General features: G+C 62.0%; 14 protein-coding genes, 1 pseudogene and 1 riboswitch. Of the genes and pseudogenes, 8 read left to right on the plus strand and 7 right to left on the minus strand.

Annotated elements, in window-relative coordinates; genetic code table 11:
• Window positions 1–39 precede the first annotated feature (39 nt).
• The 7 genes and pseudogenes from RM533_RS02460 to RM533_RS02490 all read left to right on the plus strand — a co-directional run bounded on the left by RM533_RS02460 (window position 40) and on the right by RM533_RS02490 (window position 4,801).
• Window positions 40–708 carry a S24 family peptidase gene (locus RM533_RS02460; RefSeq protein ID WP_311339592.1) on the plus strand — a complete coding sequence of 223 codons (669 nt, stop codon included), beginning with the start codon at window positions 40–42 and terminating at the stop codon, window positions 706–708.
• Window positions 709–786: 78 nt separating this feature from the next.
• The gene (locus RM533_RS02465) at window positions 787–1,479 is read left to right on the plus strand and encodes an MBL fold metallo-hydrolase (protein ID WP_311339593.1); all 693 of its coding nucleotides are present in this window, start codon (window positions 787–789) and stop codon (window positions 1,477–1,479) included.
• Window positions 1,480–1,665: 186 nt separating this feature from the next.
• Window positions 1,666–1,845: a 50S ribosomal protein L32 gene (gene rpmF, locus RM533_RS02470; RefSeq protein ID WP_311339594.1), complete on the plus strand. Its 180-nt coding sequence runs from the start codon at window positions 1,666–1,668 to the stop codon at window positions 1,843–1,845.
• 50 nt (window positions 1,846–1,895) lie between these two features.
• A complete protein-coding gene (gene plsX / locus RM533_RS02475; RefSeq protein WP_311339595.1) occupies window positions 1,896–3,011 on the plus strand; it encodes a phosphate acyltransferase PlsX in 1,116 nt (371 codons plus the stop codon).
• 20 nt (window positions 3,012–3,031) lie between these two features.
• Window positions 3,032–4,009, plus strand: a complete 978-nt coding sequence (locus tag RM533_RS02480) for a beta-ketoacyl-ACP synthase III (RefSeq protein ID WP_311339703.1) — start codon at window positions 3,032–3,034, stop codon at window positions 4,007–4,009.
• A gap of 40 nt (window positions 4,010–4,049) precedes the next feature.
• Window positions 4,050–4,346: pseudogene (locus RM533_RS02485) on the plus strand (integration host factor subunit alpha); the annotation flags it as partial.
• Window positions 4,343–4,801, plus strand: a complete 459-nt coding sequence (locus RM533_RS02490) for a MerR family transcriptional regulator (RefSeq protein WP_311339597.1) — start codon at window positions 4,343–4,345, stop codon at window positions 4,799–4,801. The pseudogene RM533_RS02485 and the gene RM533_RS02490, both read left to right, overlap by 4 nt.
• On the opposite strand, the gene RM533_RS02495 is transcribed toward RM533_RS02490, so the two are convergent.
• The 7 genes from RM533_RS02495 to crtY form a co-directional block, all read right to left on the minus strand.
• Window positions 4,798–5,352, minus strand: a complete 555-nt coding sequence (locus tag RM533_RS02495) for a SixA phosphatase family protein (protein ID WP_311339598.1) — start codon at window positions 5,350–5,352, stop codon at window positions 4,798–4,800. The two genes, RM533_RS02490 and RM533_RS02495, sit on opposite strands and share 4 nt — an antisense overlap.
• On the minus strand, window positions 5,349–8,267 hold the full coding sequence (locus RM533_RS02500) for an ATP-dependent DNA helicase (RefSeq protein WP_311339599.1): 2,919 nt from the start codon (window positions 8,265–8,267) through the stop codon (window positions 5,349–5,351). Before RM533_RS02500 ends, RM533_RS02495 begins: the two co-directional genes overlap by 4 nt.
• Before the next feature lie 84 nt (window positions 8,268–8,351).
• On the minus strand, window positions 8,352–8,969 hold the full coding sequence (locus RM533_RS02505; protein ID WP_311339600.1) for a hypothetical protein: 618 nt from the start codon (window positions 8,967–8,969) through the stop codon (window positions 8,352–8,354).
• A gap of 115 nt (window positions 8,970–9,084) precedes the next feature.
• Window positions 9,085–9,669, minus strand: a complete 585-nt coding sequence (locus RM533_RS02510; protein WP_311339601.1) for a thermonuclease family protein — start codon at window positions 9,667–9,669, stop codon at window positions 9,085–9,087.
• Window positions 9,666–10,622, minus strand: coding sequence for a phytoene/squalene synthase family protein (locus RM533_RS02515; RefSeq protein WP_432265013.1), 957 nt, complete (start codon window positions 10,620–10,622; stop codon window positions 9,666–9,668). Before RM533_RS02515 ends, RM533_RS02510 begins: the two co-directional genes overlap by 4 nt.
• 18 nt (window positions 10,623–10,640) lie before the next feature.
• Window positions 10,641–12,140, minus strand: a complete 1,500-nt coding sequence (locus RM533_RS02520; protein ID WP_311339603.1) for a phytoene desaturase — start codon at window positions 12,138–12,140, stop codon at window positions 10,641–10,643.
• Window positions 12,137–13,330: a lycopene beta-cyclase CrtY gene (gene crtY, locus RM533_RS02525; protein ID WP_311339604.1), complete on the minus strand. Its 1,194-nt coding sequence runs from the start codon at window positions 13,328–13,330 to the stop codon at window positions 12,137–12,139. The genes RM533_RS02520 and crtY overlap by 4 nt, the downstream gene beginning before the upstream one ends.
• A 104-nt stretch (window positions 13,331–13,434) precedes the next feature.
• A riboswitch (TPP riboswitch) is annotated at window positions 13,435–13,542 on the plus strand.
• A 38-nt stretch (window positions 13,543–13,580) separates the two neighbouring features.
• On the opposite strand from crtY, the gene thiC reads away from it, so the two are divergent.
• A complete protein-coding gene (thiC, locus tag RM533_RS02530; protein WP_311339605.1) occupies window positions 13,581–15,482 on the plus strand; it encodes a phosphomethylpyrimidine synthase ThiC in 1,902 nt (633 codons plus the stop codon).
• Window positions 15,483–15,632: the final 150 nt, after the last annotated feature.

Raw genomic sequence — 15,632 nt, forward strand, 5'->3', positions numbered from 1 at the left:
CTACTTGTCTAGGAAAAATCTTTCGTGTAGATCGGTTTCATGATCGATGATCCAGTTCGTAAACGGCTGCTTGCATTGGCTGATGAAAGTGGGACCAGCCTGTCAGCGCTATCCCGCCTCATCGGGCGTAACCCGAGCTATATGCAGCAGTTTGTCCGCAAGGGCAGTCCACGCAAGCTGGAGGAGAACGACCGGAAATTGCTGGCTGAATTTTTTGGTGTTGACGAAGCAGTCCTCAGCGGCGGGGTGGATGCGCAGGAAAAATCCTTTGCCCGTGATGCTTTGGCGCAGCGTAGCCGGGCCGACTGGATTGATATTCCGCGGCTTGCGCTCGGTGCCTCCGCCGGATCGGGCGCGGTTGCAGCAGACGAGGTGCCGGTGGGGCATCTGCGCTTTTCCTCTGGCTGGCTTCGGGAGCAGGGTCTTGCCCATAAAGCCTTGTCGGCAATAACCGTAGAGGGCGATTCAATGGAAGCGACGCTGCACGATGGCGACGAGATCATCGTCAATTGCGCGCTGACGCGGTTGCGTGACGGGATTCATGTCGTGCGGCGGGACGACACGCTTCTGGTCAAGCGGCTGCATTTTACCGCGCCCGGTTTGGTGTCGATCATCTCTGACAATCATGCCTATCCCTCGCATGCGGATGTGCCGCTCGGCGAGGTGGAGGTGCTTGGTCGGGTCGTCTGGAAAGGGGGGCGGCTCTGACGCTTCAGGAATCCGGGCTGGCTGCAATCATCGGCTGTTGCTTGCAATGAGCGCATTTTACCACCAGACGAGGCGGTCATGAACGATCAGCATCCCGATATCAGCCGCAGCCCGGCTCCACCGACCCTGCGCGCTGCCATCCTGCCTGTGACGCCATTGCAGCAGAACTGCTCGCTGGTCTGGTGCACGCGCACTATGAAAGGGGCGCTTGTCGATCCGGGCGGTGATCTCGACCGATTGAAGGAAGCGGTCGCCAAAGCCGGTGTCACGCTGGAAAAGATCCTGGTGACGCACGGGCATATTGATCATTGCGGAGAAGCGGGTGTCCTTGCCAGGGAACTAAGCTTGCCCATTGAAGGTCCGCACGAAGCGGATCGTTTCTGGATCTCCCGGCTTGAGGAAGATGGCCGTGCCTATGGCATCAACGGAGTGTGTTTCGAACCCGATCGCTGGCTTGCCGATGGAGACAAGGTCACGCTAGGCGATGCAGTGCTCGACGTGATCCACTGCCCCGGCCACACGCCTGGTCACGTGGTCTTTCATCACGCGCCATCCCGCTTTGCCATCGTAGGCGATGTTCTGTTCAATGGATCCATCGGACGAACCGACTTTCCGATGGGCAATCACCAGGATCTGCTCGACTCCATAACGCAAAAATTGTGGCCGCTTGGCAATGACGTAACTTTTGTTCCGGGACACGGCCCGGTCAGCACGTTCGGCGCGGAACGACAGACCAATCCATTCGTGAGCGACCGGGCAATAGCGCAGTGAACCCGTTTGCGTGCAGGCGCCGGTCCGGCTTGCACCTTTTTGCAGAACCGCTATAGCGCGCGCCTGCACGGTGATCCGATGAAGCGCACAGGATCGATGATTGTCAGGGGACGCACCCTTGCGATCACGTGGTGCTTCGCCTAGGACGCCGACAACAGTTCCGCAATTCATCCTACAGGTGCCAAGATGGCTGTCCCAAAAAGAAAAACCTCTCCCCACCGCCGCGGCAATCGTCGGGCGCATGACGCCTTGAAGCCGGCTGCTTTTCACGAGTGCGGCAATTGCGGCGAATTGAAGCGGCCGCACAATCTGTGCAATGCTTGTGGTCATTATAATGGTCGGGAAATTGTGGCTGTAGGCGCCTGACGCCTGCTTCCGACCCGATTTCCGCGCATTCCCCGTCCGGAGTATTGCCGATGAACCTGCCGCGGATCGCTGTCGACGCGATGGGTGGCGATGAAGGCGTGCGCGTGATGATCGAAGGGGCGGCGCTTGCGCGTCGCCGACACGACCGGTTCAAATTCCTGCTGGTCGGGGATGAGACACGGATCAAGGCAGCGCTCGAACGACACCCCAATCTGCGCGGCGCGTCTGAGGTTTTGCACGCTTCTGAACAGGTGGGTGGCGACGAGCGGCCCACGCAGGCACTGCGCCGCGCGCGAAACACGTCGATGGGCATGGCAATTGCGGCAGTCAAGAAGGGCGACGCAGGCGCCGCTGTTTCTGCCGGCAATACAGGCGCGCTCATGGCGATGGCCAAGGTGTCCTTGCGCACCATGCCCGGAATTGACCGGCCTGCACTGGCAGCGTTGTTGCCAACGATGAGCGAAACCGATCTCGTGATGCTCGACCTTGGCGCGAACACCGAATGCAATGCTCGCAACCTCGTTCAGTTCGCGATAATGGGTGCGGCTTATTCGCGCATCGCAACCGGTCTTGCATCGCCAAGGGTCCGGTTGCTGAACATCGGCACGGAAGAAACCAAGGGAACAGAAGCGCTGCGCGACGCCGCCGACCAGCTGCGTGGAGCGGGTGAACGGCTGGCCCTGCGTTTTGATGGCTTTATCGAAGCCGACAAGCTGGCGCGTGGAAGCGCCGATGTGGTTGTAACCGATGGATTTTCCGGAAACATCGCCCTTAAGGCAGTCGAGGGAGCAGCCCGCTTTGTGACTGACCTGCTGAAGCAGGCGTTCCAAAGCTCCGTACGCTCCAAGATCGGCTTTCTTATTTCACGGCCGGCAACGGAATTGCTGAAGCATCATCTCGACCCCAACAATCACAATGGGGCAGTGTTCCTCGGATTGAACGGGATCGTCGTCAAAAGCCATGGCAGCGCCACGGCCGTCGGGGTTGCCCATGCGGTCGCGCTGACTGCCCGGTTGCTGGAAGAAAACCTCACCGAGCGGATCACGGCTGACCTTACCGCCGGCATGACGCTTGAGGCTGCGCCGCTTGATCTGAACAGTCGGGGTTTGCGCAAGGAAGCGATGGGCGACGCAGACGGAAACAGCATGCTGCAGGTCGGCAAATGAGCGATGCAACGGCAGGAGCAATGACAAGGGTCGTCGTGATGGGCAGCGGTTCCGCTTTGCCTACAAGGGTAGTCAGCAATGCCGAGCTGGCGCAGACTGTCGACACCGACGATGCATGGATCGTGGAGCGTACCGGAATTCGCCAGCGCCACATCGCCGGCGAGGGTGAGACGACCGGAACGCTTGGCGCCGATGCCGCGCGCCGGGCAATGGATGCCGCAGGCGTCGATCCTGACACAATCGGGCTGATCGTGCTGGCAACCGCAACTCCGGATCAGACGTTTCCCTCCACCGCAAGCTGGGTACAACACGAACTTGGCTGCAAGAATGCATTCGCCTTCGATGTTGCAGCGGTATGTTCAGGTTTCCTGTTCGCGCTCGGCACCGCCGAAGCCATGCTCAAGACCGGCATGGCGAAACGCGCCCTGGTCATAGGCTCGGAAACCTTCACCCGCATCGTGGATTGGGACGATCGCACCACCTGCGTTCTGTTCGGCGACGGAGCGGGCGCTTTCGTGCTGGAAACGCAGGAGATCGCAGCATCAGAGGCGCAAACCGCGCCTGGCATCATCTGCACCCGGCTGCATACCGATGGCGAACATGGATCCTTGCTGTATGTCGATGGTGGCCCGTCCACAACGGGCACGGTAGGCAAGCTGCGGATGAAGGGGCGCGAAGTTTTCCGCCATGCGGTCGTCAATCTTGCCGATGTGCTTACACAGGTACTCGACGAGGCAGGAATGGAAGGCGCTCAGCTTGACTGGGTTGTGCCACATCAAGCCAATGCTAGAATACTTGACGCCACGGCTCGTAAACTCTCCCTACCTGCTGACAAAGTCATCCGAACGGTGGACATTCACGCCAACACGTCTGCCGCGAGCGTGCCGCTTGCCTATGATGTGGCGGTAAGGGACGGACGCATCAAAAAGGGTGATCTCGTCATGCTGGAGGCTATGGGAGGCGGGTTCACGTGGGGTGCCAGCCTGCTGCGGGTGTGAAGCAGCGTATAGGACAGCGCTCCCGCAACGTTACAGGAGAAGTTCAATGCCGGGAACACTGACGCGCGCCAATCTGGCAGATACCATGCACAAGAAATTGGGCTTCAGCCGTGCCGAATCGCTCGATATGATCGAATCGCTTCTGCAGCATATCGGTGACCGGATGAAAGCCGGTGAGAATGTGAAGATCGCCGGCTTTGGCACTTTCATGTTGCGGGAAAAGAACCAGCGGGTCGGGCGCAATCCGAAGACCGGGATAGAAGTGCCGATCACGCCGCGCACAGTCGTGACTTTCCGTGCCAGCCAGATCCTGAAAGACCGCGTCAGCGGGCTGTGACCGAGGACGAAGCAAGGAGCGGGGCTACGTCTTTCGCGGATGGCAAGGATCAGCAGGCATTCCGCACCATTGGCGAGGTGTCAGCCGCGCTGGCAATCAAGCCGCATGTTCTGAGGTATTGGGAGGAGCAGTTCGAGATGCTCCGGCCAGCAAAGCGCAGCGGCGGCCGCCGACATTACCGGCCAGAAGATGTGGCCCTGCTGCGACGTATCGATGTCCTGTTAAACCAGCAGGGCATGACGATTCGCGGTGCGCGCAAACTACTGCTTGAGGATGGCAAGTCCAGAAGCGCTGCATCCACTGCCCCGCAGGCACCTGCGTACATGCCGGCGACTGGCCAGACCGAACGCGCCGCCGCCGATGCCGCCATGGCCACACCCGGTTGGTCCGGTGCGGCCGCTGTGGCGGCACGCCTGCGTGCAATTCGGAACAAGCTTGCCGACGCGCTCGACTAAGCCTGATCGGCAAACTCGGGCCCAAGGCTGACGTCGAGATCCCGCGGCCTTGTCACAGTGCAGAGCCGGCCCTGAGCGGCTGCCAGTTGCGACCAATCCTCGATATCGAAGTTCAGGACGGCAAAGGCGCCGGTCGGGTATTTTTCTGCAACAGTCTCGCGCAGCGAATTGCCATTTTCGTGAGGCACGTGGCTCAGCACAAAGTCCGCAAGGCCGGGCTCATGCGCCACGATCAGCATCTTGTCGACGCCGCCGCCATGTTCCGCCGCCACTTCGGCAATGGTTTCAGCGGTGGCAAGATAAAGCTGTCGGTCTTCAATGACCTGCGGCGCAGCGTCGCCGATGGCTTGCCGCACGATATCGAGCGTCGCGCGCACCCTTGCCGCGGGAGAGGCGATGATCCGCTCGAAAACAGGTCCATGCGCATGGATGTGGCGACCGATTGCCAAGGCTGCGCGTTCTCCCTTGGCGTTCAGACCGCGATCGAAATCTCGCCCGGCTGGCACATGTTCCTCGGACTTGGCGTGGCGCAACAGTCCGATCGTCTTCAAGCGTCAATCTCCTGTACGCTGCTAACTTCTGCGTCGGGGGACGAAACACCGCCGCTGACCAATTGTAAAGCCTCGTGAAGCGCAATGCGTCGGACCGGCGTGCCTTGCGGGAATGCAGACAGCAAGCGGGATGGAAATGCAGCCGACAGCACAACGAACCGCCCGTGGTCCTGCCGGGTGCGGATCAGTCGGCCGAACGCCTGCGCAAGGCGCGCACGGGCAATGCCGTCGTCATAATCCTGCCGTGCCAGGCGGGTTTCATCCGCCGCATGCGCAGCGCGTCTGGCCCGGTGCAGGATTGATGGCTTTGGCCATGGCACCTGCTCCATGACAACAAGGCGGAGCGACTGGCCCGGAACATCGACTCCGTCTCGCAGTGCGTCGGTGCCGAGCAGGCTCGCGTGTGGATCGTCACGAAAGATATCCACCAATGTTCCCGTGTCGATCGGGTCGACGTGCTGGGCGTACAGCGGCAGCCCGCCACGAGCCAGCCGGTCGGCAATGCGATCATGCACCGCTCGCAAGCGGCGAATAGCGGTGAACAGGCCGAGGACGCCGCCACGCGAGGCCTCGATCAACTGTCCATATGCGGCCGCAAGACCGGCGATGTCACCGCGCCGAACGTCAGTCACGATGATCACTTCAGCCTGATTCTCATAATCGAAGGGGCTGGTTGCCTCGAGCAGCTTTGGAACGACGTCAAGATAGGCTGCGCCGGACCGGCGCAACGCGCCCGGCCAGTCGAGCGCGCTTTGCGCAGGGTCAAGACGGCCGCACAAGGTCGCGCTGGTTTGCATCACGCCATGCGCGGGCTTCAGCACGGACGAGGCGAACGGCCGCATCGGATCGAGCCAGCGGCGATGAATGGCAACGTCATAGATGCGTCCGTCGCCACGTTCCACCGCCAGCCAGTCGACGAAGTCCTCATCTGCCGGGCCGCCAATGCGGTCGAGCATGGCTTCCCAGGCAACCAGCGTATCGATCCGCCATGCCAGCGAGTGGCGCGCTCCGTCCAGCCGCTGACGTCCTTGCCCGTCCAGCCAGTCGGGCGGGTCGGTCAGAACCGCTTCGAGCCGCCTTGCCAGATCCTGCAACGGGCGACGTAACTCCGACAAGGCCTTGTGGGCCATGACGGCCGCGGCAATGAAGCCGGCAGGCAGATCGGCAGCTTCGGTTTCCAGACCATAGCCTGCATCCTGCCCCTTCACATCGCGTGCCAGCGTCACTTCGCGTACTGCGCCAAGCAGTTCCTCTACCGGACCCAGCGGGTTCTCCTCGACAATACGCGTCAGCCAGCCGTCTGCAGGCAGTGCTTGCGCGGCTTCTCCAGCCAGGCGAATGGCCGCGCCGCCCTCCTCGTCATAGGAGGCAAGATCGGCCAATCTTGCAGCAAGGCCGCGTCGCCTGCCTTTCGCCTTGCCTTCGGGGCCGATGATCCAGCGGCGCATCTCGATTGCTTCGCTTGCACACAACGCGGCAGCAAAGGTAGCATCGGCGGCATCGAACAGATGATGTCCTTCATCGAAAATGATGCGGGACGGGCGAACCCGTTGTTCTGCATCCTCGCCATTGCCGCTGCCGCGAGCAGCGTGCACCATCACCAGCGCGTGATTGGCGATCACGAGATCGGCATGGGCAGACTGGCGCGCCGCGCGTTCGATGAAGCATTTGCGATAATGCGGACATGCGGCATAAACGCATTCGCCCCGCCGGTCGGTAAGTGCCGCCAGACCGCGCCGCTGATAAAGCGTCGGCAACCAGCCGGGCAGGTCGCCGCCTATCATGTCGCCATCCTCTGTAAAAGCGGCCCAACGCGCGATCATCTGCGCAAATATACCGGCGCGTCCGGAATAGCCGCCTTGCAGCGCATCCTCCAGATTAAGAAGGCACAGGTAATTTTCGCGCCCCTTGCGCACCACTACGGCTGGGGTCTCTGCCGCCTGACTTTCTTGCTGGGTGGCATCAGCCAGGCTCGATTGCGGAACATTGTCAGTTGCATCAATCGCTTGGCCAGCAAGCCGCTTTGCCGATGAAGCGGGCGAGAGCAGCCCTGTCGGGTCGGGCCACGCGCGACGGCTCTCGCGGCGCAATTGCCGCTGCAGCGCCTTGGTGTAGGTGGACACCCATACCGTCCCACCTGCGCTCTGACTCCACACCGACGCTGCCGCAAGATAACCCAGCGTCTTGCCAATGCCCGTGCCTGCCTGCGCAAGCAGCATGTTCGGTTGGCCAAGGGCAGGGCGCGGGGCAAAGATATGGGCGCTCGCAGTGGCATAGTGGCGCTGCCCCTCGCGCACCTCGGCGCCTGCTCCTGTCAAACTGTCGAGCCTGTTGGCGATTGCACCTGTATCGGGGATGATCGAAGCCGGCGCCGGCCGTGGTGCCCGGTCTTCCCATTGCGGCAATCTGCCGAACAGCCACGGCTCCGCTCGGTCCGGACGCTTCACATGACGCGCCAGCAGACCCGCCCAAGGCCAGTGCAGCCGCGACAGCGATTGAAGGACCGCCCATGCGCCTGCCCGCTCCGCCCAATCATCCCGCTGGCTTGCAGCAAAGAGCACTCCGGCTGCCTGTGCCAAGAGCCGCGGCACGTCGGCATCACCTTGTGGTGCGGGCAGCCCCAGCGTTTCAGCAAGTCCGTGCGGCGTCGGCACCAGAAATCTCGCTGGGTAGATAAAAGCGAACAGCTCAAGCAGATCGAGCCCTGAAAGTTCGGGGTAGCCAAGCCTGTTGGCCACCAGCGGCGCATTCAACATCAGCAATGGCGATTGTGAAGCGGCCAGGATCGCTTCACCGCGCACTACGGTGCGGATCGCCCCATCACGGTCGCTTAACCAGCAACCGGCATGGCTGGCATGCACCGCAGGCAGGGCAAGCGTGTCGAAGCGCGCCGCGTCATGATTTGTATCGGCCATCGCCACGAGAGATAGGGGTGTGAGAAGACAATTGGAACGTCCCGCTTCATGCAGGAGAACACAACCGGAGCAGCTATTGCAATTTTACAGTAGGTTTGCAGACGTGGTCGCGTAGCAGCCGGTATCACCGCCGATCAGCGCTGCGGTGATTTCGGCGTTGATGCGGTTGCCGTGATGGTATTCCAGCGCACGGCGCACCAGCCTTGCGACCACTGCGGGAGCGTCAAGACTGTCATGTCCGTCCGGACCGTGAACAAAGCCCGACACATGCATCCATTGGTGCATCAGATGCGCGGCCATATTTACCGGATCGTCGGCAAGCATGCAGGCCTGGACAAACCAGCGGGCGCTTCGGATTGGCAATTGTCCTGCCTGCGTACTGCCGATGATGGGCCGCGCACCGTTGGCAGTTTCGGGGCCGGGCAGGTCCGCAACATCGATCGACAGATTGAGAGCGTGGTCACCAGTGGTGCCTGCCTCTCGGCCATCGTGAACGCGTTCCCAGATCTCATCACCAGACAAGGCGCGGATCTTTCCATGCATGCCTTGCCACAGGCTGCCGCCATAATCAGCCTTGCGGATGCTCGCGCCAAAGCCCGGCATCGCGACCGCCTCACGCAGAAGCGTGACTGATTCACGAATGAAAGCCGTTTCCGCTTCATTGGCGCCGGTAATGTCGTGCAGCAGAACCGTTAATGTCATGATGTTTCAACGCACCTTAAACCAGAAGTGTTCCTGCTTCTTCAAAGCCTGCTTAGCACCGAAATGCGAACAGGCGATGAACAGGTGCAGGGAACAGGTGCAGGGTCAATGCCGCTCAGCACCAGCCGGAACGATAGCCTTTCCAGCTCTCTCCCAGCCCTTCCCGGATGAGAATCTCACTCAGCGACTGGCCACCGCGTTCCACTGTGCGCAATTTGCGGCCGTAACGGTCCTCATCCCGGTCGGCAGCAACCAGGCTGAACGGGCCGGCGTTCAGCAATTCGCGCAGCCGATCTGTCGCTTTTGTTCCCAGCACAAGCTCAGCGTCGCAATCCGGGGATGATGTCTCGGGCGTGTTGAGATCGGCAATGCGGATCTTGTCGCCCGCGAACCAGAACGTGTCTCCGTCGACCACGCAATTGTCACGCGCCGGTCCATCGCACATGACGAAGCGGGCGGACAGCGTGTCTGCGGCGCTGGCGGGAGGGATGCCGAGTTGCCCGGTGGTCGCAGAAGGCGCGCCGATGGTGATGTCGCCGATCGTCACGTCCTGGCGCAGCAAGATGCCTGCCATGATCAGGCACAAGGACATGATGATCAGCGTCAATGCCCCGCCGGGCATTCGCGACTTGCGCTTTGCTTTCGGCCAGAACTGGAGCGGCGGTGCTCCTCGATAGCGTTTCCTGCCAACCATTTTCATCCACGCGCCCCTGTCGCAAATTGCCTGCGGGACCAGCGCCGCTGCTGCGCAAGATGATGGCACTCCGGTCCCGGAGCACGCAACGCCTGCGCAGCAGAGCGAGTGACGAAGCCAAACTTGGCCCAGCGCCTCGTCCCGGCACGATGGTCCCATGCGGCCGGTCCTGCATCCTGCACCAGTTCTGCTATTTTTCCGTAAATGCCGCTGGCCGAAAGAATGGCCCAGCGTGCCCGGTACGGCAGCGCCGCCGCGCCGATTCGCGCCGATGCCTGATGGCTGCGCGCGATGGCGCAGGCCCGCGCCACCAGCCTGACCAGCGCTGCACGATAGGGCGGCTTCATGTGTTCGCCGGGCGGGATATCCTCCTCCACCAGCCATTCGACAGGCAGGTAACAGCGCCCGGCAGCATCATCCTCGCACACATCGCGCACGATATTGGCAAGCTGGAACGCCAGCCCCAGGTCGCAGGCGCGGTCCAGCGTTTCCTCATCCTCGCGCGATACACCCATGACCAACGCCATCATCACGCCGACCGCGCCTGCTACGTGGTAGCAATATTGCATCATGTCCGCTTCGCTGCGGGGGCGCCAATCAGCGCTGTCGAGCGCAAAGCCGGCTATCACGTCCTCTGCATCCTCGGCAGTTATGCCGCATTCAGCCGCCACCACGCCGAACCCGTCAAAGGCAGGATCGCCGGTCGGCTTGCCCGCCAGCGCAAGCGCGGTGCGCGAGCGGATGATGGCAAGCCGCGCTTCCGGATCGGACTGGTCACCCAGCGGTCCTCCCATCTCCTGCATGTCGGCCAGATCGTCGCATGCCCGGCACCAGGCATAGAGCAGCCAGACCCGCTCGCGTTCCTGACGCGCGAACAGCCGGCTGGCCGCGGCAAAGCTTTTCGAGCCGCGCGCGATCGACCGATGCGCATGACGAACGAGTTCGCCACGCGGCGCGATGGTCACCACGGCAGGATCTTACCGCGCCAGATCGGCCAGCATCAGCCGCGCCGTCGCCTTCGCGCTGCCGACAACGCCGGGGATGCCAGCGCCCGGATGCGTGCCCGCGCCGGTGAAATACAGATTGCCGATTTCATCATCGCGATTGTGCGCACGAAAAAACGCGCTCTGCGTCAGCAGCGGCTCAAGGCTGAACGCGCTGCCCAGATGGGCGGACAGGTCGTGCGAGAAATCCAGTGGTGAATAATGGAACTTCGTCACCACCCTGTCATGAATATCAGGAATCAGCCGTCTGCCGATCTCGTCCAGAATGCGCCGTTCCAGATCGGCTCCGGCGGTTTTCCAGTCGATCCTGAGCTTGCCCAGATGCGCCACCGGCACCAGCGCGTAGAACGTGCTCTTGCCCGCCGGCGCCATCGACGGATCGGTGACGCTGGGGTGGTGAAGATAGATCGAGAAATCCTGTGGCAGCACACCATGCTTGTAGATGTCATCAAGCAGACCCTTGTAGCGCGGCCCGAACAGGATCATGTGGTGCGGAATGTGCGGGAAGGTTCCTTCAAGCCCGAAATGAACTACGAACAGGCTGGGCGACCATCTCTTGCGCGCCAGCGTGCGTGCCGCCTGCGGACCGCGCCGATTGCCGGACAACAGATCGCGATAGCTGTGCATGAGGTCACCATTGGTGGCGACCACATCGAAGGGTTGATGCCAGCCGCTCCTGGTCGTGACGCCGGTTGCACGATTGCCGATGGTGTCGATCCGCGCGACCGCATCGCCAAGACGAACTGTGCCGCCAATGCGTTCGAAATGCCGGACCATGGCCGCAATCAACCGATTGGTGCCGCCCTTGGCCCACCACACGCCGCCATCCTTTTCCAGCTTGTGAATGAGCGCGTAGATGGAGCTGGTGTTCATCGGATTGCCGCCGACCAGCAGGGTGTGGAACGACAGTGCCTCGCGCAGCTTCTCGTTCTGGATGTATTTCGAGACCATGGAGTAGACAGAGCGCCATGCCTGGTTCTTCATCAAGGCAGGTGCGGCCTTGATCATGCTCGAAAAGCTGAGAAACGGCACATGGCCGAGCTTCACATAACCTTCTTCGTAAACTGCGGCGGAATAGGTCAGGAACTCTTCGTAACCGGCAAGATCGGCCGGGTTCAGGCTGTTGATGCCGGCTGCAAGCTTTGCCACATCGTTGGTGTAGTCGAAGTTGGTGCCATCGGGCCAGTTCAACCGGTAGAACGGCTGGACCGGCTGAAGCTCGATATCCTCGGCAATGTCATGGTCGGTAAGCCGCCACAATTGCGCCAGGCAATCAGGGTCGGTGATGACCGTGGGGCCGGCATCGAACGTAAAGCCGTCCCGTTCCCAGAAATAGGCGCGACCACCCGGTTTGTCCCGCGCTTCGATGACAGTCGTGTCGATGCCGGCGGACTGCAGGCGGATGGCCAGTGCCAGGCCGCCGAAGCCTGCGCCGATTACCGCTGCACGCTGTGCCGTGCCATTGTCCGTCATTGTCGTTTCGTCTCCAGGAAACCGGGTGCGCCCGAGCCCGCCAGTGCAAGGATTGCCGCAGACAGCGGCACCGGCGGCTTGCCGGCGAGCACGCGTGCCTTGTCGCCAAAAGTGCCTTGCCCGGCGTAGAACCGTTCGATCAGTGCATCATCGAGCGTATAGAACCGTTCCAGCACCTTGTAACGGTCTTTCGGCGCGGCGGCACCGAACAGCATGGCGGTCAGCGTTCGGTAGAACCGGCGCGAACGCCAATGGTGGGCCGCATAGCGTTGACTGAACCGCGCCAGCGCGGCGCTGCCAAGATCATCGAGCGCTGCCAGCTCATGGGCAAAGCGTACCGCATCGGGCAGCGAATAGCTGGTCAGTGGCTGGAACAGGCCGGCCCGCACGCCTGCGACGCCGGTGCCCTGCGCAAAAACGCTGGCAAAAGCGGTATGCCCGGCGCCGCTGACCACCGGCAACACGCCCGTTTCGGTGCGGGAAACATGGGCGATGGTCCAGCCATGTCCTTGCGCATACTCGGCGATACGCTGCTTCAGCAACGCCAGGTCAAGTTCAGGCGTGTCGCTGTAATAGGTGTCCTCGACAAACACCTCGTGGCTGGAAAATGGGAGGCAATAGACGAAGCGGTAGCCGTCATGCTGCACCACGCTGGCGTCCATCACGACCGGCCGCTGCAAACCGTGCGGGCGTTCGAGTGTCAGCATCTGCCCGGTGAACTTCTGCCAGCCGCCGCGCAGCAGTGCCACATCCTGCGCAGCGATCCCGCGCGCGTCGATGACTCCATGTGCTGCGACAACGCTGCCATCATCAAGCGTGATCCCGTCCGCAGCGACCCTGCTGACCGTGACCCCTGTCATCACCTGTTCGGGTGCAAGAGCTGCGCGCACTGCGGCGTCGAGCCGCTCAGATGTGATGGAACGGTAAGGGGTGTCGAGAACGCGGCTGAAGCGTGGGAAGACCACCTTGTATCCCTCGTCCCAGCGGGCGGCAATCAGCGGTTCGACCAGCGCGCGATGCGCAGGGGCGATGTCAGTGGCAAAGAAGGACCAGATGTGATTGCCGCCGATGGTATCGCCCGCCTCGACAAGGGCGACGCGCAGTTCGGGGTGATGCCGGGCCAGCGCAAGCGCGACCAGCGCGCCGGCAAGCCCGCCGCCGGCAATGGCGATATCGTAAGGTCTGGCCATGGCTCGCCTGCTCGCACAGGAGCGCGGCCTGCGCAATGGCCCTGCGCAATGACCCTGCGCAATGACGATGTTGCTTTACGGCGCGGCCATGACCGGATACGATCGCTGCATCCCCGGGGAGCCCGCTTGGGTTGAGAGGCAGGATCAGCACCCTGCGACCCGTAGAACCTGAACCCGTTAATGCGGGCGGAGGGAAGGGCGGGCCGCATCATCGGAATCCGCATTCCCTCTCTCGACAAGGAGAGAGAGCATGGCAGATATCAATTCACCTGTGGAAATCGGCGTTACGACTGGCCCCATTCGCGGCAGCCGCAAGGTTTATGTGGGGCCACACCAGGTCGCGATGCGTGAAATCGTGCTCGATCCGTCCTGCGACGATGCGCCGGTGCGGGTCTATGATACGTCCGGACCCTACACCGATCCCGAAGGTCTGATCGACATCCAGGCAGGATTGCCTGCATTGCGGCGCGACTGGATCATCGGACGCGGCGATGTCGAGGAATATGACGGTCGCGAGGTGCGGCCCGAAGACAATGGCCAGCTTGGCCCCGACCGCAGCGGCGGCGTGCCATGCTTCCCCAATGTCGTGCGCCGGCCGTTGCGGGCGCGGGCAGGCCAGAACGTGTCGCAGATGCATTACGCCCGGCGCGGCATCATCACCCCCGAAATGGAATATGTCGCCACGCGCGAAAATCTGGGTCGGGAGCAGATGCGCGACCATGTGCGCGATGGCGAGGCGTGGGGCGCCGAGATTCCGGACTATGTCACGCCGGAATTCGTGCGGGACGAGGTCGCGCGCGGCCGCGCCATCATTCCCAGCAACATCAACCATCCGGAAAGCGAACCGATGGCGATCGGGCGTAATTTTCTCGTCAAGATCAACGCCAATATCGGCAACAGCGCGGTCGCATCCGATGTCGCGGCCGAGGTCGACAAGATGGTGTGGTCGACCCGCTGGGGCGCGGATACGGTCATGGACCTGAGTACCGGGCGCAACATCCACGACACGCGCGAATGGATCATCCGCAACAGCCCCGTGCCGATCGGCACCGTGCCGATCTATCAGGCGCTGGAAAAGGTCGGCGGCATTGCCGAGGATCTGACGTGGGAAATCTTCCGTGACACGCTCATTGAACAGGCAGAACAGGGCGTCGATTATTTCACCATCCACGCCGGCGTGCGGCTGCCTTATGTGCCGATGACGGCGAAGCGGATGACCGGCATCGTGTCGCGCGGTGGCTCGATCATGGCAAAATGGTGCCTGTCGCATCACAAGGAAAGCTTCCTCTACGAACGCTTCGACGACATCACCGAGATCATGAAGGCGTATGACGTCGCTTACTCGCTTGGCGACGGGTTGCGCCCCGGCTCCATCGCCGACGCCAACGATGAGGCACAGTTCGCCGAGCTTTATACGCTGGGCGAGCTGACGAAGCGCGCCTGGGCACAGGATGTGCAGGTGATGATCGAAGGGCCGGGTCATGTGCCCATGCACAAGATCAAGGAAAACATGGAAAAGCAGCTGGAGGCGTGCGGCGAAGCGCCGTTCTACACGCTTGGCCCGCTCGTCACCGATATTGCACCCGGTTACGACCACATCACCAGCGGTATCGGCGCGGCGCAGATCGGCTGGTACGGCACCGCCATGCTTTGCTATGTCACGCCCAAGGAGCATCTGGGCCTGCCCGACCGCGACGATGTGAAAGTCGGTGTCGTCACCTACAAGCTGGCTGCCCATGCCGCCGACCTTGCCAAGGGCCATCCGGCGGCCAAGGTGCGCGACGATGCATTGAGCAAGGCACGGTTCGAGTTTCGCTGGCGTGATCAGTTCAACCTGTCGCTCGATCCCGAAACGGCGGAGCAATATCATGACCAGACGCTGCCCGCCGAAGGAGCCAAAACCGCGCATTTCTGTTCCATGTGCGGGCCCAAGTTCTGTTCGATGAAGATCACGCAGGAAGTGCGCGATTTTGCCGCCAGGCAGAACAGCGACAGCTATCTGGCTTCGGAAAACATCGCGCGCGAAACGCCGCCTGAACAGCGCGAGGAAGCGCGCGAAGGCATGGCGCGCATGTCGCAGGTCTACAAGGCGCACGGCGAGCGGCTCTACCTGCCCCAGAACGAGGCAGATTTGGACCACGGGCAAAGGTGATCTGCGCCGCCAACCGTGTCGCAGGCGAGGCGCACAAGATGTGCCCGCTTGCGACTGGACTGGCGGCGGAGTATCTGCACTGCTGCTGCAGAACAGGTATGATGGCATCGTGAGAATGAAGGACAGGCGCGCAAGAACAATGGCAAGGCC

It is taken from the genome of Croceicoccus esteveae (assembly GCF_031846435.1).
In the GTDB taxonomy this organism is placed as follows: Bacteria; Pseudomonadota; Alphaproteobacteria; order Sphingomonadales; family Sphingomonadaceae; genus Croceicoccus; species Croceicoccus esteveae.